The sequence below is a fragment of the Nostoc sp. NMS7 genome (assembly GCF_017115085.1).
Taxonomy (GTDB): Bacteria; Cyanobacteriota; Cyanobacteriia; order Cyanobacteriales; family Nostocaceae; genus Nostoc.
Genome location: NZ_JABXKJ010000078.1, coordinates 1 through 22,617 on the forward strand (window position 1 = coordinate 1; position 22,617 = coordinate 22,617).

Sequence of the window (22,617 nt, forward strand, 5' to 3'; positions counted from 1 at the left end):
ATCATCACTATCAAATAGATATACTTTAATCTTCCGCCCAAAATTTAACATATTTTGGGCTGTTTTTATCGGATTTCTCTTAACATTCAACACTTTTGTAAGCTATATAATTTTTTAACATAGACGTGCCGCGACTTACTAGAGTATTGATTCAGTATCAAAAACCTAACCCCCCAGCCCCCTTCCCTACTAGCGTTGGCGGAGAGGTTCTTCCAGGATTACTGAATTGATGTTCTACAGGCGATCGCAAAAAATGTAAAGATAAAGAAAAAAAGCGATATTTTTCTGCCAGTCTAACGTAGTAGGATTGTTCAAGTGAAAGGGTACGTCTTGCGGGACGAGTAGCCATCGATCGCTAGTAAACACCCTAAAATTAGAGCAAAAGACGATTCCTAAAAAAAGCACACTCCATGCGTATTTCTCTAAATTGGCTGCGCGAACTAGTAGAGATAAAACTTAGTCCAGAAGAATTAGCCGAAACCCTGACAATGGCTGGGTTTGAGGTTGAAGAGATTGAAGATCGCCGCACTTGGGCAAATGGCGTGGTGGTCGGGAAAGTGCTTGAGCGTCAACCCCATCCCAACGCCGATAAATTGAGTGTTTGCCAAGTGGATATCGGTACAGGTGAGACTTTAAATATTGTCTGTGGTGCTGCCAATGTGAAGGCAGATATATATGTGCCAGTGGCAACTACGGGTACTTACTTACCCAACATCGATTTAAAAATTAAACCTGCAAAACTGCGTGGCGTCCCATCTCAGGGGATGATTTGTTCTTTAAAAGAACTTGGTTTGCCGACTGATGTAGACGGAATTCATATTTTTACCCAGGAAAATTTACCATTGGGTAGTGATGTCCGTCCGTTGTTGGGTTTAGATGATGTAATTTTAGACTTAACTGCAACTGCTAATCGCGCTGATGCTCTGAGTATGGTAGGCGTAGCACGAGAAGTAGCAGCTTTGACGGGTGGAAAGTTGAGCATTTCTGAACCTGATGAAGTCTCTATTCCCAAAAATGCCGGAAATTTAGCTTTAAAAATCGCCGATACCCAAGCTTGTCCTGCATATATCGGTACGGTAATTGAACAGGTAAAAATTGCTCCATCTCCCGAATGGTTGCAACAGCGTTTGCGTGCGGCTGGAGTACGTCCCATCAGTAATGTTGTGGATATTACTAACTACGTTTTGTTAGAATGGGGACAACCATTGCACGCCTTTGATTGCGATCGCCTACAATCTCTTGCAAGTAGTGAAAATTTAAGCATCGGCGTCCGCTTCGCCACTGCGGGAGAATCCCTCAAAACCCTGGATGGACAAACTCGCACCCTATCAACCCAAAATTTGTTAATTACCGCCAACGAAAAACCCGTTGCACTGGCGGGAGTTATGGGTGGGGAAGAAACAGAAGTCCATCAAGGTACTCAAAGGCTCGTTTTAGAAGCGGCGTTATTTGATTCCGTGGCAATTCGCCGTTCTTCCCGGAGTGCAGGCTTAAGAAGTGAGGCTTCTGGTAGATATGAACGGGGAGTTAACCGGGCTGAGTTGGAAATTGCTAATCGCCGCGCCTTATCCTTAATTAGCGAATTGGCTAGTGGAATTCTTGTACAGCAGGAAATTGCCGACACCCGCCCCGATAAATCTACCTGGAGTCATTCCATCGCACTGCGTTTAGATCGAGTTAATCAAATACTCGGGCCAATCGATTTGGGAGAGGACACAGGTGAACTCCAAGAACAACATGTTGAGCGCATCCTGACTGCATTGGGATGTCAGTTGACTCCTTCAGGAGAAGATAGTACACATCAACGTACATGGTCAGTTTCTGTCCCACCATATCGTTACCGCGACTTAGAGCGGGAAATTGATTTAATTGAAGAAATTGCCCGTCTCTATGGGTATAACAAATTCTGTGATACCTTACCAGAAAAAGCGGAAGCTGGCTATCTGCCTTTAGATGAAGAACTGATTCGCAACTTACGAGCTTTCCTCCGGGCTGAAGGATTGACAGAATTAATCCACTATTCTTTAGTCAAACCAGGAGAAGACAGAGGGATAGTATTAACAAATCCCTTGTTTGTGGAATATTCGGCACTGCGAACTGATTTGATATCTGGGTTGATTGATGCCTTTCAATATAATTTAGAGCAGGGTAATGGTGCCCTTAACGGTTTTGAAATCGGGCAAATTTTCTGGCGAGAAGAAGATGGTTTGCAAGAAACAGAAGCCCTTGCGGGGATTGTGGGAGGCGATCGCACCCTTGGCAAATGGGCAAAAAGTGGACGCGAACAACCGCTCACCTGGTTTGAAGCCAAAGGTATTTTAGAAAGTGTATTTCGGCAACTTGGTTTGGAAATTGAATTTCAACCCGATCGCCGCGACGATCGCTTACATCCAGGGCGCACAGCTTCCCTGTGGATTCGGGGTAACAGGCTGGGTATTTTTGGGCAAGTCCATCCCCAATTGCGACGAGAAAAAGGCTTACCAGATTCCGTTTATGTTTTCCAGTTGGATCTAGATGTGCTTTTAGATTCTCTAGGACAAGATGAAATTCTTGTGCCAACATTCGGTTCCTATTCTACCTATCCAGCTAGCGATCGTGACATCGCCTTTTTTGCACCAGTGAAAATCTCAGTTGCGGAAATTCAAAAAGTAATTACCAAAGCGGGTAAAGATTTGCTCGAATCGGTAGAATTATTTGATGAATATCGTGGTGAAAATGTAAAAGAAGGGCAGCGGAGTTTAGCATTTCGTTTAGTTTATCGGGCTAGCGATCGCACTCTGACTGAGGCTGAAGTTGAACCAGTACACAATAAAGTTCGTGAAGCCTTGGTGGAAAAATTCGGCGTCAACCTTAGAAGTTAGGAGTTAGGAGTTTTGGTCTAGTTCCCAGGTTGAACCTGGGAATACTCTACTTGAGGCTCTGCCTCATATTTTTCTGTAAAGACTAGCCAAAAATTTTCAACTCCGGGTAGGGGCGCATTATGAACACGCTGGAAATAATTCAACAAATTCAGCAGACGCAATCAGAGATGTCTCTGACACTTGATAGTCCTAAATCAGTCAAACTACAGGTAAAGCAAATTTCTCTATTACAAAAGCAACTCAGAGCGTTCAAAAAGGAGGTTAATGCAAATATACGTAATATTAATCAGGAAGCAAGTCAATCTGGTATAGATAGCGTTGTGTCAGTTGGCTTGGACATTTTTGGGAAACACAAATGGGCTGGAAGGTTAAGGGCAGAAACTCGACGTGCAATTGAAAGAGAAAAGAAATTCTCTCGTCAGCCATACCTTGAAATAAAAGAAGCAATTGACAATCTCATTTTAGAAGGAGATCGGCTCAAGCTCCTGGCAGAGGAATATCTTATTAACCAGTAGGAGGAACAAGCAATCATGCCTAAATATGTAGTCTGGGGAAGTTACTGCGAAGACGTTCTCGAAAAACGTACCCCCCACCGTCAAGCTCATTTAGACGGATTAACAAAACAGAAAGAATCCGGTGTGCTGATTACTATTGGCCCCACCAAAGATGTCACGAAAGTTTTTGGGATTTACGAAGCCGAAGACGAAGCCACCGTGCGCCAGTTGATTGAAAATGACCCCTACTGGAAACATAGCATCTGGACTGAATATTCTGTCAAAGAATGGATTCAGGCTTTTTGAATTAGCTATGGGGCATCCGTGAGAGGTTAAGGTAATTGCACAAATGTCTGCGAGGGTACAGCAAAAGGCGTTGAAGAAGAATTCAGAAGCGATGCCCTGAGCTTGCCGAAGGGTCAGAATTCAGTAGCGGATCAAGGAAAGCTCTGGGGCTTGGCGTCAGAATCAATATACCTAAATTCTTCCCATCTTCACCCTGTCCTAACGAACGTCCCTCTCCTTAGTAAGGAGAGGGACAGGTTTTGCGTAGCAGAACCAGGGTGAGGTTTCTTTGGGCTATTCGATAAACCGTAGCTCCCGACACCCGACCATAAGATTTTTTTAAGTATTTTAACTGATTGACAAAAGGCACTTTATCCGAAAATGTCATAAATGCATCAGGTCAGATATAGCAATCTTGTATCCAGCGCCAATAATAAATATCTTAATCGCTATAGTGTTATTAAAAGTTATTAAAACTTCTAAATCCAAAATCTATTTAATTTTTCGTGCAACCTTAACCAATCGGACTCTTCCCATACTTTTCAAACAAATCATTTAAAGCTTCAGCCAGCAATGCTTGACTACTTCGGTCTTTGTCAAGTGCAAATTCATCCCGCCTTTATACAATGCTAAAGATTGCGTAAAGGTTAAATAAAACACAATTTTTTCCTTTGAGAGGAAGTGCATTTGTATTTATTAAGACAATTTAATATCTAGTGATAAAACTTAAAAAGTGTTAGTTAAAAATGAACTACAAGTACGCAATAGTTTTGGGAATCGTGGTATTCTCCAGCTTTCAAGCTCCAGCAAAAGCCGCTTCTCTGCTGGGAACGGCGAATAACTTCGGGGTCTTGGGTGGCTCGACAGTGACTAATACAGGATCCTCCGTCATCATGCAATCTCTGGGTGTCAACGCAGGTTCTTCAGCCACTGGCTTTTCTCCAGGGATCGTGAACGGAACGATATTCACATCTGATGCAGTTGCAGCTCAGGCTCAGCTGGATAACGCAAGTGCGTACAATTATTTAGCAGCCTTGAGTCCCACTAAGGAGTTGACTGGTGTCGATCTGGGTGGACTCACGCTCACACCTGGCGTCTATTCTTTTAGCTCATCGGCTCAGTTGACAGGAAAACTCACGCTCGACAATCTAGGCGACCCCAATGCACTCTTCGTTTTCCAGATAGCCAGCACGCTCACCACCGCCAGCGACTCGTCTGTTGTCACGACCAACGGTGAAGCTTCCAATGTGTTTTTCCAGATCGGCAGCTCCGCGACTCTCGGAACCGGCACTCAGTTCATGGGAAATATTCTAGCGCTCACGAGCATCACCCTGACTACTGGCGTAAACATTGAGTGCGGTAGAGCCTTGGCGCAAAATGGTGCCGTGACGATGGATACCAACAAGGTCTCCAGCACCTGCGATCCGAAGCCACAGGAAACGGCAGTGGTTCCAGAACCTGACTCATCACTTGGTGTTCTCGGTTCCGGGCTGGTGGGTCTGTTATTCGCCTTCAACAAAAGATTTAGAAAAGGGTGGTAGGTTGCAAATAGTTTTTTGAAATACTTGATTGGCAAAGAGTGTAGCAATCTATGGTAGAAAAAGATAGGTCTGGAATTGTCAATAATACCTATCTGTGCAAAATATTACCAGTATTTTACCAAAAGCATAATAATAATTAAGTAGAGGGGGATGAGGCGAGCGATGTTCGCCTCATCCCCGATTATCGTAAATCAAAGGTGTCCCACTCCCCACTTATGAAAATTTGGCAGGCTGATTTTTATCGTCGTCCGTTACCAGATGCATCTGGGCAAATTTTATGGGAGTTGTTGATTTGTGACACAACTCGCAGCTTTAAATATGAAGCTACCTGTCTCCAGTCAGCAGCAAATTCTAATTGGGTTGCTGCTCAACTTGAGTTAGCCTCTGGTGAAAAATTGCCAGATGTGATTCAGGTATTTCGTCCTCAGTCACTAAGTTTAATTGAGGCGGCTGGACACAATTTAGGTATTAATGTCGAATCTACCCGCCACACTTTGGCATTGAAGCAGTGGTTACAAGAAAAGCAATATCCCTCAGTCCTGGATAAACCGCCCCCAGCACCATTACCAGAAAACCTCTGGGGAGAACAATGGCGTTTTGCTACTTTAGCAGCTAGTGATGTAGAAACGAGATTTAGCGATCGCCCCATTCCCATTTTGCACATCCCAGAACATCTCAAACCCATCAATTTGGGTTTGGCATCAACAGTGCCCGTTCCTGGTGTAATAATTTATGGTGGACGGCAATCAATGCGTCTAGCACGGTGGTTGCAGCAAGCCCGCCCAGTAGCTTTAAATTACATTTCTGGCGCACCGGATGGCTTAATATTAGAAGCTGGCTTAGTGGATAGGTGGATTGTTGCCACATTTGAAGATTCAGAAGTTAGAACAGCAGCCCAAGCATTTGAACAACGGAAACAGCAAAGTCGAGGATTGCATTTTTTGTTAGTTCAACCAGATGATTCCGGGATGACTTATAGCGGCTTTTGGTTGTTACGAGCAGACAATTAAGAAACATAATTCAAAAATTGAGCAAGTGTGAGCTTAGTACAAAATTCCATAAGTTCATAGCGAATTAAAATTAGCAAAACTCAGCGCTCCTCTGCGCTTCCCTCAGCGTACCTCTGCGTTTAAAAAAAGCTCCGAATTTCGCAAATGCTGTACTTAAATTTATCTATTCTTTCTTGAGTAGAATATAAGCTTTTTATAATCACTTCCTGAGCCACTGCTTTGACTACATTAATACTCACAGAATTTCCCAGTTGATAATAAGCCTTATCATCATTGGGATGAAGTATAAAGCTATCAGGAAAACCTTGCAGCCTTGCAGCTTCTCGCGGAGTTAGTCGCCGCACTCTCTGATTGTGATAAACACCCAATCTATTAGCATCACTAGCAACTAACGTTACTGAAATCTTATTTGGATCTACAAACTTATAAACTTCAAATGAAAAGTTACCCGATAAAGGTTTGTATGTATCATTAATAAGTTTTAGATATTTTTTTTTAACTAGTGAATTTAAAACTTCTCCTAGATTTGGATGTGCAAAAAAGATAGCTATTTGCTCTTGAGTTAATAGTTTGCCATCTTGTTCATGTCCAAATTCTTTATTCCGTCTCTTTAATATGAAACGGTTCATTAGTTCAATTTCCTCGGCACTACACTCGCCACGTAATCCTAAATCCCAGGAATGAATAGAGTTTCCACCCCGATAATCAATCAGCCTTATTCCATGTAAGCGATTTAAATCATTATTAAATATTCGTTTCAACGCATTGACGAACTTTGGTGAACAATCATACTTTTCATCTGGATTACTTTCCAAAATATCGGCAACAGTCACAGATTTTTGTGGTGGATAAAACAAAGATAACTGCTGAGGATTATATGAATGCGAGTCTTTAGGCCCCACGTCAGAAATCAATTCAAAAGTGGGAGAAGCATCTAAAATTCCTACCAGATAAATGCGGACACGATTTTGCGGTAAGCCAAAGTTTGCACTATTGAGTAAAAAAGCATGAAAACTATAACCTCTTTTTTGAATTTCATGCTTAATTGTTGCTAAGGTTCGCCCTTGATCATGACTAGAAAGCCCTCGGACATTCTCAAAAATAAAAGCTTGTGGTTTATAAGTATCAAGTAATCTTGTGATTTCAAAAAATAGCGTGCCTCGTGTATCAACAAAGCCTTCTTTTTTGCCAGCATGAGAAAAAGATTGACAAGGAAACCCAGCTAATAAAAATTCATGTTCTGGGAGTTGATCAATTAATCGAATGTCACCTAATGCTTTTTGACCAAAGTTTTTTTCATAAACTAATTGGGCATCTGTATTGATTTCGCTGCTGAAAACGCATTCACTTTCTATATTTAAAGAATCAGCCGCCTGTTCAAAGGCTAATCTAATTCCTCCTATTCCTGAAAATAAATCCACAAACCGAATTTTAGGCATAGATATTAAGTTACTTTTTTCCGCAAGTTTAATATATTACTTAGGCTTACTTGTTTTTACAAAAAATATTCCTTTAAAAAACTACAAAGCACATCAAGCTCTTTAAGAGAAAATGCCACTGTACAATGACTATATGAACAAATTGTTCTCAGGGCATTCTCTCTTTGGAAGTTTCCAGCACCATCCAAGACATAACCTATTTTATATCCAAGTGTTTCAATTTGCTCAAAGCGAGATTTAGCTTGTCCTGCCTTACGCTCGATCACACTATTTGTAGTTACCTGAAAGCTGACTTCTATTCCTACATACTTATCTTCCTTAGAAGCTACAATATCAAAGGTTGTCGGACGTTCATTAGATTCGGTATGACTTATGCCTGGTAAATGACCATTTGCCTTAATATTAACGCTACGAATATCAAGGTTGTCTTCTAAATATTTTTTAACTAAAGTTTGAGTAATTTGCCCTAAAGTATTTTATTGAGAGCCAGCAGTGATACGACTAACCCATATATATCTTTGCTTAATAAATTTTTGCAATTTGTCTGGTAGACCGATGTAGTTACCAATTTCACACTTTGCTAGTATTTCTGCTGTTTTTTCATCAATAGAACTACCACTAAACAAAACTACGGCTATTATGTCTTTGTGCAGTTCCGAAAGAGGTTGATTTTCTAGTAGTTTTTTACCACTGATACCAAGTTTACTGTTATTGAGTTGACCAAGTACAGGCAAAACTCGAAAACTATAGTTATAACTTTGTGTATTCCATAAATAATCTAGCGTTCCCAAAGGGAAGATGGAGTTAAATTGACTGTTTAATCGCTGAAGCATTTCACCGCCAAAATCAGCTAGCATGAGCAAATGTTTTAGAAAGAGATTTGCTGACATATTTGAAGAATTAACAATTTGAAATAATCCGTCTAAGCTAGATACATCAACGCTCAAAATAGCAATAAATTGGTCTTGAGTTTCAATGAGTTTTGGAATGATGCTAAGTTCAGCTTCTTGTCTAGATAATTCTGAAGGCCAAAACATAGAGGCTAACTTACGCAATTCCTCAACGGTTCTCTGATAATTTGGATTTAGCATAGTAACCCGCATTCCGCACATGTGGTGCGATCGCAAAATATTGTATTTTTGAAGCATGACAGCTTTACCATTAAATATCAGAGTACAAGATATTGTCCACTGTGGCATAGTGGCTTGTTGGTGCATCAACTAGAAGCACACCACCTAATCGCGATCGCACCATGCACAGTAGTTTCGCTCATTTTACTGCTGTAATGCTTGTATAGTAAGACTTTTAGGCTAGTGTGGCTCTGGTGTCACCAACCATCAGTGCGATCGCTTCGACAATGGCGTAGCTGATCACACTGCTATAAAAAAGGTTTGGGTAATAAATTATTTACTGTTCTATCAAATTAACGTTGTTAAGTTACTCAGCAGGTGTAGTTTTCACCTTCAGGCTGTGTTAGATATTGTGACGCAAAACAGGAGTATAGATACGTTGCGAAAGCTTTCTCCAGAATCTCCTCTATTTATTCTGTTAATCATTATTAGTTTTCTAGTAGTAACTTTGTCAACTTGGTTATCATCTAAACCATTCGTTTTAAAACCATTTGGGATTAATGATATTATCCAGCTACTCACATTACTGTTATTTATATCTTTGTTGTTAGAGCGTTCTTTAGAAGTTTTTATAACTACTTGGCGAGGCCCATTTATCGAGCAATTAGATATTAGTATTCAGCAAGAAAAGGCTCTCATATCTGATCAGATAAAACTTATGGAAACCCAAAATAAACAGTTTGCTTCTTTGGAATCAAATCAAGTCAGTGGACTCCCGCCTGAAGGAATGAGTTTAGAACAGCAAATAATCCAAAATTTTACACAAAATCAACAAGACTCATTAAAAATCTTCAAGCCACAAACTGATAATATAAATGAAAAAGAGCGCCAAAGAACAGCCTATAAATCTGATACGCGAACAATTGCTCTATGGACATCCCTTTTATTCGGTCTTTTAATTAGCGCAATAGGCATTCGCTCAATCGAGCCACTTCTAGTTATTGATTTAGATAATCCCATACAAGTAGTTATTTTCCGTTGTTTAGATGCATTCCTGACAGGAGGTTTAATTGCAGGAGGTAGCGAGGGAATCCATCAGATTATAAAAGTTTTTCCCGATTTTATGGAAGCTACATCTAAACAAATAAAAAATTAGTAATTGTCTTGATTATAAAAAGTATTTTTCCTTCTAAAATACAAGATAATATTGCAAATATCCATGAAAATTACATGATTAATATCTATCTTAAATATATAGTGTTATCTTCCCATAGATAATCTTTAATATCTACAAAATTTTTGTTTAAGTTGCTCACTAAATTTGTGTCAGATAAAACTTTAACTCCTTCAATTTCCAACTTATTTTTTTGTTGGTTCACATAAGTTATCAAATAACCTTTAGAGTCTAATATTCTATGTAGCGGATAATCAGCAGCCGAGGTTTTTTTCAGGTATGTAGGAATAGCTCTTAGATAGCTATTATCTACTCCCATGCCTTTGATTATCTGTTTATATGTGACTACTTTCCCACTTGGGATTTTGCTCATAAAATTTAGGAATCGTTGATAGGGATTTTCAGATAATACTGGAAATTTATGAGCTTGAACCTGAAAATTACTATTAACCTGGATTTTACCTGATTTAATAACTACGCCTAAAATTCCTCTTTTACCTTGGATGCTCTTTAATGATTTTACCAAGTGGGCTATTCGCTTACACGGTTCGCAGTGAAAAGTTAGACGAATTGCCGCACCACTTTCAAAGGTTAGCAGAGAACCAGGGATAAAATTATCAAATTCTATACCTGTTACCACAATATTTTCTCGCAATTCTCCTGGTTTAATTGATAAGTTTAAAATATCTTCATGCCTAACAATTAAAACTTGCCTTGGACTTATAGAATCAGCATTTATATCTCCTTCTATACCATAACCTACCTTTAAATTTAATGTTTTAAGCTCTACCATCACACAACCTGGTTTTACCTTGGTGAAAAGATGCATTATTGAGAGAGCCATATTCATTAGGTGGCGCGTTCAATTTAAAATTGAGGAGGTAAAGTCAGGTAAATCATTGCATTTACTAAGAATAAATAAACTTCCATCTCCTCCACGTCCAATTCTTAAGGTTTCATCTAAGTAAGTAATGTCTAGTGTGGCAGTTCGTCCAGTAGGATTATTAGCTGGCACAACCTTAAATGGGTTGAGTTGGGGAGTATTAATGCCAAGAATCTTCTCAATTGATAGGTAGCGTTTGTCAAAATAAACGTTGATGCGTTTGTGCAGTAGAGGCGCTAAATCTTCTTTGGCTGGCTCAAAACTAGCTGTCACTTTCACATATCCCGATACTAGCCCCAAAGAATGTTTAACTTTAGCTAGATTAAAAAACAATTTATTTGCAACATCAATCACTTGATAAACTTTACCTAGCTTTAATCCCAATGGGAGAGAAACTAAAGAACGGATTTCTCTGGCAGTGGAGTATTGCAGTTGCCAAGCCCCCTCCAGCAAAGAAGTAGCGTAAAGAAGAGGATAGAGATTCGGATTCACACTCTCCAGTTCCGTCGTCAATTGTTCAATTTCTTCGGCTAAGGTTTTGTCTAGCTGCAAATCAGTAACGGGAGAGCCATCGCTCTTGGTTTGAATCTTCTCAAGCTTGGCTTGTAATTTTTCCTTAATTAAAAGTTGATTGTTCAATGGTTGAAATTTTCCTTTACATGTCCTATTGCTTTAGTTCAACTTTTATGCTGAAAGTTTACAAAAGTTGAATTATCTAGATGATATTAGTCAATGAGTTGTGGGATGGGAATTTGCACATCGATATCTGCTTGGAACAATTTTGAGAAACTGCATATTTTTCTGCTTTTTTGAAAATTAGTGTTCATCTCTACTGAAATTTTACCAGATTTGAAAACCTTAAAAATTGCGATCGCGATCGCCGCAAACAATAGCCATAAGATAAATAGTGCTACAAGTTCTCCCGAATGTCCAAGTAACGCTTAAATTTAGGCTGTACTGAAGTCTAAGACGTAAATTGCAATTCCTACTTGGGATAAATCACACTTAGGGAAATGTTTATTGGTGGTGTTTAGTGAGTTGTCGAGCCAAATGTTAAGCAACAAGGATATAATTACTGGGACTTAATTAGACTAGAAACTTAGCTTAATTAAAAGTATCAATTTTAACTATACATTTACTTAATTTTGGTTAAGTTTTTAGGAAATACAACTTTGGATAAATTGAAGCTAATTTTCCTTAACTATATCTTAGGAGGGGTGACTAATCATTTTAGATATGTAATATGTGGTGAAGAATCTTGATTAAAAATTGCAATCAATTAATTACCTATAGCGGTTCTCAATTGTATGGGATACAGGAGCCAGTCGCGTGGGCGGGTCTCCCGACTTGGGCGAACTGGCGTACCACTCGTAGGGGCAATCTATGTAGCTTTAGCTGACCGCAGGGTATTGCCCCCACTATCTGTTGCATTCATAGACTGCTATATAAGTAGCTAAACACAACATTGAGTAGAAGCATCAAATAACAAAATCATACATATTATTAGAATGACAGTGTTATCTAATGTTTTTACTGGGATTAATTATTTCAATTTGTATTAGGAATTTTACTAAGATGCTCTCTCAAAATTAGGATGTAAAGAAATGATTTCAGCAGGAGTCGAAGTAAAAATAAATCGCTTGGAATCTATTGTTGAACAAATTGGGGAAGCAGTACTCTCTACGACTGAGACAATTGAACGTCTTGCAGAAAGATTGGACACTCTCAGCATCCAAGTCGAAGCACAGGGACAGCAAGTGCAACAGCAAGGCTATCAAATTGTTGCGTTGTGTGATACAGTACAAACTCTTGCTGAATCTCAGCATGATTCACTGCAAAAACTCAACCAACTGACACAAACTCTAGATCGGTTTATGTCTGTAATTCAAGCATTAGATGACTAGTAGCAATTTTTGATTTTGGATTCAATTGTCATTGTTAACTGAATATCAAAATAACTCATAATTACGTACCCATTCTTTAATTATGAATTATGAATTATTTCGTTAAACCTTTAACTGAGTTACCGCGATATTGCCGGAAAAACATACATCCACATCGCTACCAGGAGTGCGATCGCGTTTGCCATATTCCCCTACATAATAGAAATCATCGCCTTCGATTCGATAGTTCACGGGCAAAGGTTTAGTACAGGGTTGGCAAAACACCATTTCAGGATGTGATTCTCCTGGTTGCAGATGCGGCAGATTCACATTCCAGAAGCTTCCCGCTTCTAGGGGACGCTTGAGTAAGTCTGCTAAAACTTCAGCTGTGAATTTGGCGGCCAAATCCCAGTCAAAATTCTGCTTGGCTTTGCGATAGTGGGAAATGGCAACTCCAGGAATACCGTGCATTGCAGCTTCCCGCACGGCAGCCACTGTTCCAGAAATATAGACATCGACTCCCAAGTTGCCTCCAGCGTTGATACCTGAAAGTACAAATTTGACATCTGCGCTAATTTGTGTTGTGGCAATTCTCACACAATCGGCGGGAGTACCTGCGATCGCATACTCAGTCTGAGAACGTCGCTGGAGATTGATCGCACGAGTGGTAGTAACTTGATGTCCACAGCCAGAGTGAGGATCGACAGGAGCAACGATAATAGCATTTTTGCCGTTTACAGCTTTGAGCAGCGCTCGGATACCGGGAGCATCAATGCCGTCGTCATTAGTTAAAATTATGGTCATCTATATATTATATTGATATAGATTTAGTTAAAATATTATAAAAATGCAGATATCACGCATCAATGGGTACAGCAGGAAAAGCTACTTGCAGATTGGCAGTAGCAGAAACTTCATAGTGGAAAAAACCGAGAACGAGGCGATTTTTACGGTAGTTCTATAGTATTTTTGGTGCAAGTCTGTCTTAGGGTTTATACGATGAAACAGTTCCTCAAACAAGTATTTAGCAGTCAAAAACACCTGATTCGGCTAATTTTACCTTTGGTGATGGTTATTTTAGCAGCTTCGCTGTTTGCCGCACCTGCTTTAGCTACAGGTGTGTATCAAATGCCCAACCTCAAAGCAGGGAATGACACCTGGGTTTTAGATCAAGCTGAAGTCATCAGCCGTCTGAATGAAGGTAAGATTAGCAGCGCTTTCGAGGATTTGGCAAAGCAAACAAATAAGGAAGTCAGAATTGTGACTGTTCGCCGCCTCGACTACGGGGAAACACCGCAAAGCTTCACCAAAGAACTGTTTAAAAAATGGTTTCCCACAAAAGAAGCCCAAGCTAATCAAACCTTATTAGTTATTGATACAGTTACCAATGGTACTGCGATTATTACAGGGGATCAAGTCAAGCCTTTACTCACTGACTCTATTGCCGAGAGTGTAGCTACTGAAACAGTCAGTGTGCCGTTACGCAATGGTAACAAATACAATCAGGCATTTTTAGATGCAAGCGATCGCTTTGTCGCCGTCCTCTCTGGCAAAGCCGATCCAGGACCACCCAAAATAATTGACAATGTACAAGTAGGAGGCACTTTCAAGAAAGCAGAAGAAACTAATCAAGGTAACGCCACTGCTTGGGTAGTAGGATTGTTAATTGCCGCCACCGTTATCCCAATGGCGACTTACTATATCTATCAGATAAATCAGCCATCATCTAATGGGTAATGGGGGAGTGGGGAGTTATGATATTTCTAACTCTTAACTTTTAACTCCTCACTTTTAACTTTAATCTTGAACATACTCTTCCCCCGTGAGTAAAGCCACCTCAGCCCGGACAAATTCTCGACCCAAATAAGCTGCATGATCTAATAGAGTTAGAGGAGGGGGCTGAGTTTCTTCAAAAATCTTCACGCAAAGTTCTTTCGCCGTCCTCGCGCTAAAAACTGTTGTGTGAGTTCGTTCTACCTTTTTTCGCGCCGGAATTACCTTTCCTGTTTCTGGATCGATAGCTAAACCGCGATCGTCAATCACATTTGTAAAATGCTTGGCATAAATTAACCCTGCGTCTCGATCTAAGTAAATAATGAAATATCCACCAGGATCAAGGTCAATATGACGCTGGGAAAGTTTATTATCAATTGCGGCTAAATCTTCAACTATTAAATCCATAAGCATTATAAAAAGAAATTTTCTTTCTTGAGGGTTTTTACACTCTACATCAAGTGTAATTCCTATCTTCCTTAGTCTTATTGATATCTTTCAGATATTTTTGATTCCTTTTACTTAAAAGCAAATCAGAGAATTAGACTCAACTATTCCGAATAGTGCCAGATGGCATGATGGTGTTACGAAAATTAGTGCGACGCAGACTAGATCCTTCCAAATTGGCTCCAGTCAAGTTAGCTTCCCACAGAATACATCCCCTCAAATCAGTTCCACTCAAATTAGCCCCGGTAAGATTAGCTCTATCGAAGCTAGTTTCGTGAAATCTTGCTCCTCTAAGGTCAACGTTGGTCAAGTTAGTAACTCTGAGGTTCGCGTAAGACAATCTAGCACCTATGAGATCGGCTTCGGTCAAATCGGCACCATCCAAACAGGATTGAGCCAATTGGGTATTGACAAAACTACCACGCTTCAAGATGGCATGCTCAAAATAGAACTCGTCCATCTTATTCCCACTAAAGTCAGCACCACTCAGGTCAATCCCCAACAAATCTACGTCCAATTTGACTCCAGAAAAGTTTCTTTCCCCAGCAGCATATCTTCTAATCAATTCATCACGATTCACACGATCCATAAATATTTTCCTGAACTTATTTACAACATCAACGCTGTGTTGATTATCGAGTACAGGACTTACGCAAACAATAACCGAAACCCTTATTTTCAGGTAGGGGCAATACCCTTCGGGAAGCTAAAGCTACATGAATTGCCCCGGAGGGCCTGTACTTTTGCGTAAGTCCTAGAGCAGTTCCTTTTCCTCAAACATTTTTCTCACTAAATGGCAACTCTGCATTAATTGCCTCAATCTGCTGCTGTTCGAGTTGATTTACTTCCTTAATATAGGGACGGATAATTTGTCCTAAACGATTATTGTAAAAGCGGTGCAAACTGTGATTGGGCATCGCCGGGAAACCGCGCCGTTTTTTGTGACGCCCGCCCGCGCCAGGGTCAAAAATTTGGATGCCGTTAGCGATCGCCCACTCAATTGGCGCATAATAGCAAGCATCAAAATGTAAGCAATCTATCTCTTGAAAACTCCCCCAATAGCGTCCATAGAGTTTGTCATCTTTAAACAAACAAAAGGACATTCCTAAAGGATGAGAGTTATCTTCCTCACTATATGCCGCAACAAACAAGACTCGATGGCGATAATCGGTGTATAGCTGCTCAAAAAACCGTTGTGTGAGATATTTGCTACCCCACCAGCCAAACTTATCACAGGTGTCTGCATAGAACTGGTGCATCAAAGGAAACAAAGACTGAGGAATTTGATCACCACTTAGCGGTTGCAATCGTAAACCTGCTTTTTCCACAGCTTTGCGTTCCCGCTTGATATTGCGGCGCTGATTGGCGTTAAACACTTTCAAGTAGTCATCAAAAGTTTTAAAGCCAGCATTTTCCCAGATATAGCTGTGGTGCAGCCAAGTTGTAAAGCCATGCCGTTCCAGCATCGGACGCCATTGAGGATCGACGTAGAGAAAATGACACCCAGAAATCCGATTTTTGGAGCAAAAAGTGTCAATTTCATGCAGCATTATGGCTGTGATTTCATCTTCATCTTCTCCTGGGGCGATTAAAAACCGATAGCCTTCAGCAGGAGTCAATGGTGTCATTCCCAGCAATTTTGGGTAATATTGGACTCCGATGCGATCGGCTAACTCTGCCCATTGGTGATCGAAAACAAATTCACCAGAACTATGTCCTTTGAGATAAAGTGGCGCAGCAGCAATCAGCGTTCGATCTCGCCACAATGTCAAGTGATTTGGCAACCAACCAGTTTTAGCCGTAACACTCTGGGAGGTTTCGAGATTGTTCAGCCACTCCCATTCTAAAAACGGTGTTTTGAGTGGCATTGCCAAAGCATTCCAGGCATTTTGGGGTACTTCAGCGATTTTGTTCGTCCAAATGACAGAATAGCGAGGTTTAAGTTGTTCCACCATCGTGTGGTTTTTTTAGGGGAGTAGGGAGTGCGCGATCAGGGAGACAAAGGAGACAAGGGAGACAAGGGGGATAATCAATACTCAATGCCCAATGCCCAATGCCCAATAAATAACTTAACTTAGCTTAATCTAATCTGCTGATCGTTGCAGTCGATAGTGCAAAAACACTTCTTGCTCAACTGTATGAACTTCTAGAAGTTGCAACTTGGGGGCTAAATCTGATAAAAATCCTTTACCTTCTACGGGTGTGGGTGCGGTATTACCACCTAAAATCAGTGGGCAGACAGTCACCCATAATTCATCGATTAAATCTAATTCCAGCAAGGAAGCGACTAATTCACCTCCACCCAAGACTACCAAGCGTGTTATATGTAGAGTGGCTAGATGTTTTAAAGCTGCGGGAATGTCAATTTCTCGCCTTGGTGTTTCAAAAACCAGAATCTGCTGAAATTCTGAGCGTCCTTTCCAGGAAAATGCTCCTTGTGTTGTCGTAAGTAACCAGCGTCTAACTGGTTGCTTAAAAAACTTAATTTCCGGATTCAGGTTTGCAGAGTGTGTAGTCACTATATGAACTGGCTGCGGAGGCTTCCCTCCTTGTGCCCGAAGTTTGACTAGAGTTGGATCTGTTACGGTAAGTGTTGTTCCATAAGCGGTCAGAGTACCAGCACCGAATAAAACGGCATCAGCAGCAGCGATTTGTTTTTCTAAGTGTGCTTTATCAACCCTTGAGCCAAACCTAGCAGGCGATCGCCTAAAATCTGCTATCTTGCCATCTACACTCATTGCTAAAACAACTGTAGTATGAGGACGATATGGGAACATTAAATTGGTTTGATAGTTTTATTATTTTATTTGCTAGTGTGTAGATTCTCAAAAAAATCCCTGCCTGCAAGCTACTATTTCCAAATTTCACCAGTGTATTTATATGCAACACAAATCGCTTTTACATCTAGCATATATGACTTTTGGTATACCATGTTTCTTTTTGAATTATAGCAATTTGTTATTTTGAAACATTGAAAATAAAGTTGTGATATTTTAATAAAATGTCTCATCTAGCTGGTCTAATTGCATATCTTTGCTGTTGTAGTTTGCAGATGCAAAGTGAGACACTTGATGACTAATTCCCGTCAATCATCCTTTCGTCGAATTTTAGTAACGAGAATATTGCTGCTGTTCGTTCCAGTTTTACTTGTAGGCGAAATTGTTGCCTTAAATAAGGCACGTTCTAGCATATTGGGAACTGCCCGTCAAAATTTAACAGAAAGCGCCATCAGTAAAGGGGAGAGAATTGTCGATGCGATCGCTATCTTAAAAGCTAATTTGTTGAGTGTTAGTAAAACAACGGTGATTCCGTCGGGTTCGCCTATACAAGAGCAAGAAATTCTCACGCAGTTAAAGCAACAACTTCCAGCCACTATTGAGTGTGTCCAACTAACGAATCTGCTCAACCAGAAGATAGTTGCCAGTAGCTGTGGGGATCAAGCAATTGGAGAATTGAGATTACCTTTGCCTAGTGACGGAATTGATGTCAAAGCAATCTTTCCGCCAAAGGCAGGAATAACTGGAAAAAGAAACACCGAAAATCAACTGCGATTAGTGTTATCTGCACCAGTTTCCGATAGCCGAAGAAATTTAGTTTACAGCTTAAGTATTCAGTCTGCATTGTACCAACAAACCAGAAATCCGCCGGGATCGCTCACAGGCGCTATGGTGGTGATTGCTGAAGATGGCACAATTTTGGCGCACCCATTCACAGACTGGGTGGGAACTAATATCAATCAGCACCCAAATGCTGACCAACTCCAGAGCATAATTAAAAATGCGTTGGGTAACCCCGCCGCAGGCATCGCGGGACAAAACGATTCGATAAATTTGTCTTTTACAGATGGGAAAGAATTAGTAGCTGGCTATACAGCTATTGCAAATCCAGTCAGCCAACAGCACCAGGAAAAATGGATAGTCTTAGCTGTTACTAGTGTCGAGAATGCGCTTTTTGGTTTACAAGAAATCAAACTAATTCTCATCGTTTTGACAGTTGGTTTGATTGGTGCAAGTTTGGTAGCATCCCTATATCTCGCTCCTTACTTAGCACGTCCTGTAGAAGAATTGCGAGACTACGCTCTCAATATTCACTCTCACCACGCTGCACAACCAGTTCCGCACAATTTTCAAATCCGGGAATTCAATCAACTAGCCCAAGCATTAGACCAAATGGTAGAACGGCTCAAAGCTGGAGCAGAAGAACTGGAAATAGCTTGGAAAGAAGCAAAAACTGCTAACCAGATTAAAAGCCAGTTTTTGGCTACGACTTCCCATGAATTGAGAAACCCATTAAATATTATTATTAACTGTATTCGCCTGGTTGAAGATGGTTTATGTGATGACCGGGAAGAAGAAATGGAGTTTCTCAAACGTGCGGATGAAACAACGATTCACTTGCTAGGTATTATTAATGATTTACTCGACATTTCTAAAATCGAAGCAGGTAAACTTTCAGTCGTCAGCACACCTATTGACCTCCGAAAAATATTGTTAGAGGTGATTAATTTACAATCAGTTAATGTTCAACAAAAGGGCTTGCAGTTGAAGTGTGAGTTAGATCCCCAAGTGATACCAATTAAGGCAGACGCGGGAAAACTGAAGCAGGTGCTAATTAATGTTATCGGCAATGCCACTAAGTTCACAGATACCGGAAGCATCACCATTAGTACAGAACTTCAATATAGTAATAGTAAATCTCAGGTGGTAGTCGCTGTCAAAGATACAGGTATAGGTATTGATCCAACTCAACAACACAAACTATTTCGCCCCTTTGTGATGGTGAATGGCACAACCACCCGCCAATTTGAAGGTACTGGACTGGGATTAGCAATTTCACGAAACTTAATCGAACTCATGGGAGGCAGCATTACTCTTGAGAGTGCGGGACTTCATCAAGGTACGACACTGAAGATTATCTTACCTTTGATTGATATCTCACTATTACCTGTTCCCAAGAAAGACGAAAATGTAGGGGATTTGGGATTTTCCTTTGAGAATGAGGGGGCAAAAGCAAGCCGCTACCCTAACCTACAAGAGTCTGGGGAAAGTTCTTCTTTAGGAATTAACAAATCTGTCAAAGCAGGGATAGACAACGATAAGTTTCCCAAGTCGCTACTGGTACTTGGGAAGGAGACTTGCGAGATTCGTCTTTCACCATTGCAAACTATCCTGGTAAGTCTTCCAAAAGGGGGAGTTTGTGCAAATGCAACTTTGAAGAGGTAATTTAGTCAAAAGTCCATATTCAAGAGTCATTAGTTATTATTTTTGTTCCTTGAGGATCATTCAAAAAAACAGGTTTGCCGCCTTGCCCAAGAGATACTGTTAGTGCAGCAAGAATTTCTACTAACTCAGTGCCTACCCAGCCAGATGAAACCTCTGAGGGAGTATTTTTGAGAATAGAGACAACAAACGACGAGCAAACCCGTTGCAATGGTTCGCCTATTTCTAATTCCAGCACTATTTGCTTTTGATTCACAGGAATAAATTGATTGCCCTGCTGTTCAAACTCCCCACTCAGTAAGGTTAGAGGTGATGATAGTGACATCTCATCAAAAATCAAGCTGCCAAGACTGCCCACAATCCCTAGCCGTCGCTGTTTATCAGGATTCAGCCAGCACAGGTGAATATAAACTTGAAAGCCATCTGGGTATGTCAGTGTCAGCCATACTAAATCAGCTAGTCCCCGTGTCTTTGCGTCTTCCCCCACTCCTCCCTGTAGCCATACCGTACCCGTTGCTTGTACTTTCACAGGAATTTGACCTAGCCAAGCGTTAAAGATAGCAATATCGTGAATAGCTAAGTCCCACAGCGCATCAACATCTTGCCGGACAGGCCCTAAATGGGTACGGGTGGCGTAGCCATAGCGTAAATCACCTAATTTACCCGCTTGTACTACAGTTTTTCCTGCCTCAACTGCTGGGTGAAATAAATAGGTATGGTCAACCATGAGTATTAAATGATGCTGCTCTGCCAACTGGCAAAGTTCCCGACATTCTACTGGGTTGAGAGTTAGGGGTTTTTCTGCCAAAACATGGTATCCCTGTTGGAGAGAGTCTTTAATTAAAACATAGTGGGTAGTGGCCGGAGTTGCGATCGCCACCCCTATTAACCCTGGCACTTTCTTTAAATCCTGCCATTGGGTTATTAATACTACATTTTCATCTAAGTTAAACTGCTGTTTTACCGCCGCTAATCGTTCTGGATGGGGGTCAACTACAGCAACTACATCTACTTGGGGATCTGCTAAGAAATTCCGCAGCAGATGCACTCCCCAACGCCCAATTCCGATGACAGCAATTTTAATTTGGTTTGTCATTAGTTATTTGTCATTTGTCATTTGTCATTTGTCATTTGTATAGAAAGGACGAGGGACAAATGACCACTGACAATTAACTGATTATCAGCTAATCAACCGTATTTTAAACTCAGGGTTTTTGCGGATTAGGAATTGCTAAAAAAGCTACCTTGGCGGCGGCTTGTTCAGCAGTTTTGATCGAGCGTCCCTTACCAACTCCTAGCTTGTTTCCGTGCAGCCACACTTCAGCCAGGAAACGTTCTTGATTGCGGTACGGTTGACTTACTTCTATAACCCGATACTCTGGTAGAACTTTAAATTGTGCCTGAGTCCATTCTTGGAGAGCAGCTTTGTAATTAAGTCTGGCAGGATCGAGGCGAATTTCTGTGGTTAGTTGTTGGAAATGGGGATCTAGCCAAGAGCGGATCAATTCCAGATTTTGAGTGCTTAAGTAAAGCGCACCTAGAACTGCTTCAAAAGCATCTGCCAATCGTGACTCTAGACCAACTTTATCAGCAGTAGCACTACCAGCGACTAGTAAGTATAACTCCAAACCATAAACTCTTGCTAATTGGGCGAGGATGCGATCGCTCACCAACACCGAACGAATTGCCGCAAAATCCCCTACTGGACAATCGGGATAATTTTCCCATAACACAACAGCCGACACCAGCCGCACCACTGCATCGCCAACAAACTCCAGCTGTTCATAATTTGCCGACTCAGAGACAGTGGGATGAGTTAGCGCTAAATCCAGCAGTTCCCACTTTATAGGTGCTTCTAGCGACAAACCTAATTTTTGGACTAAACTTTCGAGTTGCCGTTGACGGCGTGGATAAGCAAGGCGCATTGCATGATAAGGGGAAAGGGGCTATGGGAAGACAACTAGTTATCTATTCTTATATAAAGTTCTTGGACTATTACTTTAACAACTTTTCGCTACTTGTCTCTATCTAGCTTCTCTTGAATAGCTTGACGGCAAAACTCAGGAGGGTCGTCTTTAGCTTTCAGTTCTTCCTTCATTTCCTTGGTGACACGCAAATGTAAATATTCGGTTAATGGTTCTTCTCTATCAGATTTAATTGGTTTTAAATTTTCTGGGTTCCCTTTAGGATTTGGCATTGTTAAGAGATGCAAATAACGATTGAACCTTTGATATATCAAAGGATAAAGTTTTAAATCGGTGGTGTTACCAGTCTGGAAAACAGTTCACCACCGATTCCCACTTTTACAAAGAATATTGGGAAGTTTGAAAGCCCGTAAAGAACAGGTACGCAGTACCGTATTCTGTCATGGACGGTAGGGGATGAAAAACGAGACTTCGACGCTGCTCAGTGACCGCTCAGGTGGTTTTAACCACCGTCAAGATTTTGCTTTCTTCAAAATATACCTCCTACTTTATACCAATTAAGTAAGTCGTGGAGAAAATTTATAAGTATGTAACAAAGAGTTAAGCAGAAGAA

24 protein-coding genes and 1 pseudogene are annotated in these 22,617 nt (G+C 40.8%); 10 read left to right on the forward strand and 15 right to left on the reverse strand.

What is annotated here, in order from left to right:
• Positions 1-157 precede the first annotated feature (157 nt).
• Positions 158-349 (reverse strand): hypothetical protein, encoded by a 192-nt coding sequence (locus HWQ38_RS07510; protein WP_292791877.1) that lies wholly within the window; start codon positions 347-349, stop codon positions 158-160.
• Positions 350-410: 61 nt separating this feature from the next.
• Here HWQ38_RS07510 and pheT point away from each other — a divergent pair, with 61 nt between their 5' ends.
• From pheT to HWQ38_RS07525, 3 genes are all read left to right on the forward strand, one after another.
• The gene (pheT, locus tag HWQ38_RS07515; protein ID WP_292791880.1) at positions 411-2,861 is read left to right on the forward strand and encodes a phenylalanine--tRNA ligase subunit beta; all 2,451 of its coding nucleotides are present in this window, start codon (positions 411-413) and stop codon (positions 2,859-2,861) included.
• A gap of 119 nt (positions 2,862-2,980) precedes the next feature.
• Complete coding sequence (locus tag HWQ38_RS07520; RefSeq protein ID WP_292791883.1) at positions 2,981-3,376, forward strand: hypothetical protein; 396 nt, start codon at positions 2,981-2,983, stop codon at positions 3,374-3,376.
• 15 nt (positions 3,377-3,391) lie between these two features.
• Complete coding sequence (locus tag HWQ38_RS07525) at positions 3,392-3,661, forward strand: YciI family protein (protein ID WP_292791886.1); 270 nt, start codon at positions 3,392-3,394, stop codon at positions 3,659-3,661.
• A 493-nt stretch (positions 3,662-4,154) separates the two neighbouring features.
• Here the strand turns inward: HWQ38_RS07525 and HWQ38_RS40375 are convergent.
• Positions 4,155-4,232, reverse strand: a pseudogene (locus HWQ38_RS40375) (ribbon-helix-helix domain-containing protein); the annotation flags it as partial.
• Positions 4,233-4,386: 154 nt separating this feature from the next.
• Here HWQ38_RS40375 and HWQ38_RS07530 point away from each other — a divergent pair.
• Positions 4,387-5,181, forward strand: a complete 795-nt coding sequence (locus tag HWQ38_RS07530) for an ice-binding family protein (RefSeq protein ID WP_292791889.1) — start codon at positions 4,387-4,389, stop codon at positions 5,179-5,181.
• 215 nt (positions 5,182-5,396) lie between these two features.
• A complete protein-coding gene (locus tag HWQ38_RS07535) occupies positions 5,397-6,191 on the forward strand; it encodes a Tab2/Atab2 family RNA-binding protein (protein WP_292791892.1) in 795 nt (264 codons plus the stop codon).
• A 119-nt stretch (positions 6,192-6,310) separates the two neighbouring features.
• On the opposite strand, the gene dcm is transcribed toward HWQ38_RS07535, so the two are convergent.
• From dcm to HWQ38_RS07550, 3 genes are all read right to left on the reverse strand, one after another.
• Complete coding sequence (dcm, locus tag HWQ38_RS07540) at positions 6,311-7,630, reverse strand: DNA (cytosine-5-)-methyltransferase (RefSeq protein ID WP_292791895.1); 1,320 nt, start codon at positions 7,628-7,630, stop codon at positions 6,311-6,313.
• Between the two features lie 56 nt (positions 7,631-7,686).
• Positions 7,687-7,896, reverse strand: a complete 210-nt coding sequence (locus tag HWQ38_RS07545; RefSeq protein ID WP_292791898.1) for a hypothetical protein — start codon at positions 7,894-7,896, stop codon at positions 7,687-7,689.
• Between the two features lie 210 nt (positions 7,897-8,106).
• Positions 8,107-8,829, reverse strand: coding sequence for a hypothetical protein (locus HWQ38_RS07550; protein ID WP_292791901.1), 723 nt, complete (start codon positions 8,827-8,829; stop codon positions 8,107-8,109).
• A 379-nt stretch (positions 8,830-9,208) separates the two neighbouring features.
• On the opposite strand from HWQ38_RS07550, the gene HWQ38_RS07555 reads away from it, so the two are divergent.
• Positions 9,209-9,856: a hypothetical protein gene (locus HWQ38_RS07555; RefSeq protein ID WP_292791904.1), complete on the forward strand. Its 648-nt coding sequence runs from the start codon at positions 9,209-9,211 to the stop codon at positions 9,854-9,856.
• 85 nt (positions 9,857-9,941) lie between these two features.
• On the opposite strand, the gene HWQ38_RS07560 is transcribed toward HWQ38_RS07555, so the two are convergent.
• Together HWQ38_RS07560 and HWQ38_RS07565 are read right to left on the reverse strand one after the other, a co-directional pair.
• Entirely contained in the window at positions 9,942-10,667 is a 726-nt protein-coding gene (locus HWQ38_RS07560) for an MGMT family protein (protein ID WP_292791907.1), read from the reverse strand.
• A gap of 69 nt (positions 10,668-10,736) precedes the next feature.
• On the reverse strand, positions 10,737-11,396 hold the full coding sequence (locus HWQ38_RS07565) for a PAP/fibrillin family protein (protein ID WP_292791909.1): 660 nt from the start codon (positions 11,394-11,396) through the stop codon (positions 10,737-10,739).
• A 180-nt stretch (positions 11,397-11,576) separates the two neighbouring features.
• On the opposite strand from HWQ38_RS07565, the gene HWQ38_RS07570 reads away from it, so the two are divergent.
• Both HWQ38_RS07570 and HWQ38_RS07575 read left to right on the forward strand, forming a co-directional pair.
• Positions 11,577-11,702, forward strand: a complete 126-nt coding sequence (locus tag HWQ38_RS07570; RefSeq protein WP_292791912.1) for a hypothetical protein — start codon at positions 11,577-11,579, stop codon at positions 11,700-11,702.
• A gap of 659 nt (positions 11,703-12,361) precedes the next feature.
• Positions 12,362-12,661: a hypothetical protein gene (locus tag HWQ38_RS07575; protein ID WP_292791915.1), complete on the forward strand. Its 300-nt coding sequence runs from the start codon at positions 12,362-12,364 to the stop codon at positions 12,659-12,661.
• Between the two features lie 102 nt (positions 12,662-12,763).
• Here HWQ38_RS07575 and surE read toward each other — a convergent pair whose 3' ends face one another.
• Complete coding sequence (surE, locus tag HWQ38_RS07580) at positions 12,764-13,444, reverse strand: 5'/3'-nucleotidase SurE (protein WP_292791918.1); 681 nt, start codon at positions 13,442-13,444, stop codon at positions 12,764-12,766.
• A 195-nt stretch (positions 13,445-13,639) separates the two neighbouring features.
• Between surE and HWQ38_RS07585 the strand changes: the two genes are divergently transcribed.
• The gene (locus HWQ38_RS07585) at positions 13,640-14,377 is read left to right on the forward strand and encodes a TPM domain-containing protein (protein WP_292791921.1); all 738 of its coding nucleotides are present in this window, start codon (positions 13,640-13,642) and stop codon (positions 14,375-14,377) included.
• Between the two features lie 60 nt (positions 14,378-14,437).
• On the opposite strand, the gene HWQ38_RS07590 is transcribed toward HWQ38_RS07585, so the two are convergent.
• From HWQ38_RS07590 to HWQ38_RS07605, 4 genes are all read right to left on the reverse strand, one after another.
• Positions 14,438-14,821 carry a DUF4346 domain-containing protein gene (locus HWQ38_RS07590; protein ID WP_292791923.1) on the reverse strand — a complete coding sequence of 128 codons (384 nt, stop codon included), beginning with the start codon at positions 14,819-14,821 and terminating at the stop codon, positions 14,438-14,440.
• A gap of 139 nt (positions 14,822-14,960) precedes the next feature.
• Positions 14,961-15,449: a pentapeptide repeat-containing protein gene (locus HWQ38_RS07595; protein WP_292791925.1), complete on the reverse strand. Its 489-nt coding sequence runs from the start codon at positions 15,447-15,449 to the stop codon at positions 14,961-14,963.
• Between the two features lie 184 nt (positions 15,450-15,633).
• Positions 15,634-16,815 carry a GNAT family N-acetyltransferase gene (locus tag HWQ38_RS07600; RefSeq protein WP_292791927.1) on the reverse strand — a complete coding sequence of 394 codons (1,182 nt, stop codon included), beginning with the start codon at positions 16,813-16,815 and terminating at the stop codon, positions 15,634-15,636.
• Between the two features lie 129 nt (positions 16,816-16,944).
• Positions 16,945-17,637 carry a RibD family protein gene (locus tag HWQ38_RS07605; protein WP_292791929.1) on the reverse strand — a complete coding sequence of 231 codons (693 nt, stop codon included), beginning with the start codon at positions 17,635-17,637 and terminating at the stop codon, positions 16,945-16,947.
• Between the two features lie 294 nt (positions 17,638-17,931).
• On the opposite strand from HWQ38_RS07605, the gene HWQ38_RS07610 reads away from it, so the two are divergent.
• Complete coding sequence (locus HWQ38_RS07610; RefSeq protein ID WP_292791930.1) at positions 17,932-20,082, forward strand: ATP-binding protein; 2,151 nt, start codon at positions 17,932-17,934, stop codon at positions 20,080-20,082.
• A 19-nt stretch (positions 20,083-20,101) separates the two neighbouring features.
• On the opposite strand, the gene HWQ38_RS07615 is transcribed toward HWQ38_RS07610, so the two are convergent.
• The 3 genes from HWQ38_RS07615 to HWQ38_RS07625 form a co-directional block, all read right to left on the reverse strand.
• A complete protein-coding gene (locus HWQ38_RS07615) occupies positions 20,102-21,175 on the reverse strand; it encodes a Gfo/Idh/MocA family oxidoreductase (protein WP_292791932.1) in 1,074 nt (357 codons plus the stop codon).
• A gap of 109 nt (positions 21,176-21,284) precedes the next feature.
• Positions 21,285-22,004 carry a ribonuclease III gene (rnc, locus tag HWQ38_RS07620; protein ID WP_292791933.1) on the reverse strand — a complete coding sequence of 240 codons (720 nt, stop codon included), beginning with the start codon at positions 22,002-22,004 and terminating at the stop codon, positions 21,285-21,287.
• A gap of 89 nt (positions 22,005-22,093) precedes the next feature.
• A complete protein-coding gene (locus HWQ38_RS07625) occupies positions 22,094-22,276 on the reverse strand; it encodes a hypothetical protein (protein ID WP_292791935.1) in 183 nt (60 codons plus the stop codon).
• Between the last annotated feature and the right edge of the window lie 341 nt (positions 22,277-22,617).

What these genes read in the sequence shown, in the direction of transcription:
- HWQ38_RS07510 (WP_292791877.1), bottom strand. Translation starts at nt 349, where the DNA reads ATGGCTACTCGTCCCGCAAGACGTACCCTTTCACTTGAACAATCCTAC.
- pheT (WP_292791880.1), top strand. Translation starts at nt 411, where the DNA reads ATGCGTATTTCTCTAAATTGGCTGCGCGAACTAGTAGAGATAAAACTT.
- HWQ38_RS07520 (WP_292791883.1), top strand. Translation starts at nt 2,981, where the DNA reads ATGAACACGCTGGAAATAATTCAACAAATTCAGCAGACGCAATCAGAG.
- HWQ38_RS07525 (WP_292791886.1), top strand. Translation starts at nt 3,392, where the DNA reads ATGCCTAAATATGTAGTCTGGGGAAGTTACTGCGAAGACGTTCTCGAA.
- HWQ38_RS07530 (WP_292791889.1), top strand. Translation starts at nt 4,387, where the DNA reads ATGAACTACAAGTACGCAATAGTTTTGGGAATCGTGGTATTCTCCAGC.
- HWQ38_RS07535 (WP_292791892.1), top strand. Translation starts at nt 5,397, where the DNA reads ATGAAAATTTGGCAGGCTGATTTTTATCGTCGTCCGTTACCAGATGCA.
- dcm (WP_292791895.1), bottom strand. Translation starts at nt 7,630, where the DNA reads ATGCCTAAAATTCGGTTTGTGGATTTATTTTCAGGAATAGGAGGAATT.
- HWQ38_RS07550 (WP_292791901.1), bottom strand. Translation starts at nt 8,829, where the DNA reads ATGCCACAGTGGACAATATCTTGTACTCTGATATTTAATGGTAAAGCT.
- HWQ38_RS07560 (WP_292791907.1), bottom strand. Translation starts at nt 10,667, where the DNA reads ATGGTAGAGCTTAAAACATTAAATTTAAAGGTAGGTTATGGTATAGAA.
- HWQ38_RS07575 (WP_292791915.1), top strand. Translation starts at nt 12,362, where the DNA reads ATGATTTCAGCAGGAGTCGAAGTAAAAATAAATCGCTTGGAATCTATT.
- surE (WP_292791918.1), bottom strand. Translation starts at nt 13,444, where the DNA reads ATGACCATAATTTTAACTAATGACGACGGCATTGATGCTCCCGGTATC.
- HWQ38_RS07585 (WP_292791921.1), top strand. Translation starts at nt 13,640, where the DNA reads ATGAAACAGTTCCTCAAACAAGTATTTAGCAGTCAAAAACACCTGATT.
- HWQ38_RS07590 (WP_292791923.1), bottom strand. Translation starts at nt 14,821, where the DNA reads ATGGATTTAATAGTTGAAGATTTAGCCGCAATTGATAATAAACTTTCC.
- HWQ38_RS07595 (WP_292791925.1), bottom strand. Translation starts at nt 15,449, where the DNA reads ATGGATCGTGTGAATCGTGATGAATTGATTAGAAGATATGCTGCTGGG.
- HWQ38_RS07600 (WP_292791927.1), bottom strand. Translation starts at nt 16,815, where the DNA reads ATGGTGGAACAACTTAAACCTCGCTATTCTGTCATTTGGACGAACAAA.
- HWQ38_RS07605 (WP_292791929.1), bottom strand. Translation starts at nt 17,637, where the DNA reads ATGTTCCCATATCGTCCTCATACTACAGTTGTTTTAGCAATGAGTGTA.
- HWQ38_RS07610 (WP_292791930.1), top strand. Translation starts at nt 17,932, where the DNA reads ATGACTAATTCCCGTCAATCATCCTTTCGTCGAATTTTAGTAACGAGA.
- HWQ38_RS07615 (WP_292791932.1), bottom strand. Translation starts at nt 21,175, where the DNA reads ATGACAAACCAAATTAAAATTGCTGTCATCGGAATTGGGCGTTGGGGA.
- rnc (WP_292791933.1), bottom strand. Translation starts at nt 22,004, where the DNA reads ATGCGCCTTGCTTATCCACGCCGTCAACGGCAACTCGAAAGTTTAGTC.
- HWQ38_RS07625 (WP_292791935.1), bottom strand. Translation starts at nt 22,276, where the DNA reads ATGCCAAATCCTAAAGGGAACCCAGAAAATTTAAAACCAATTAAATCT.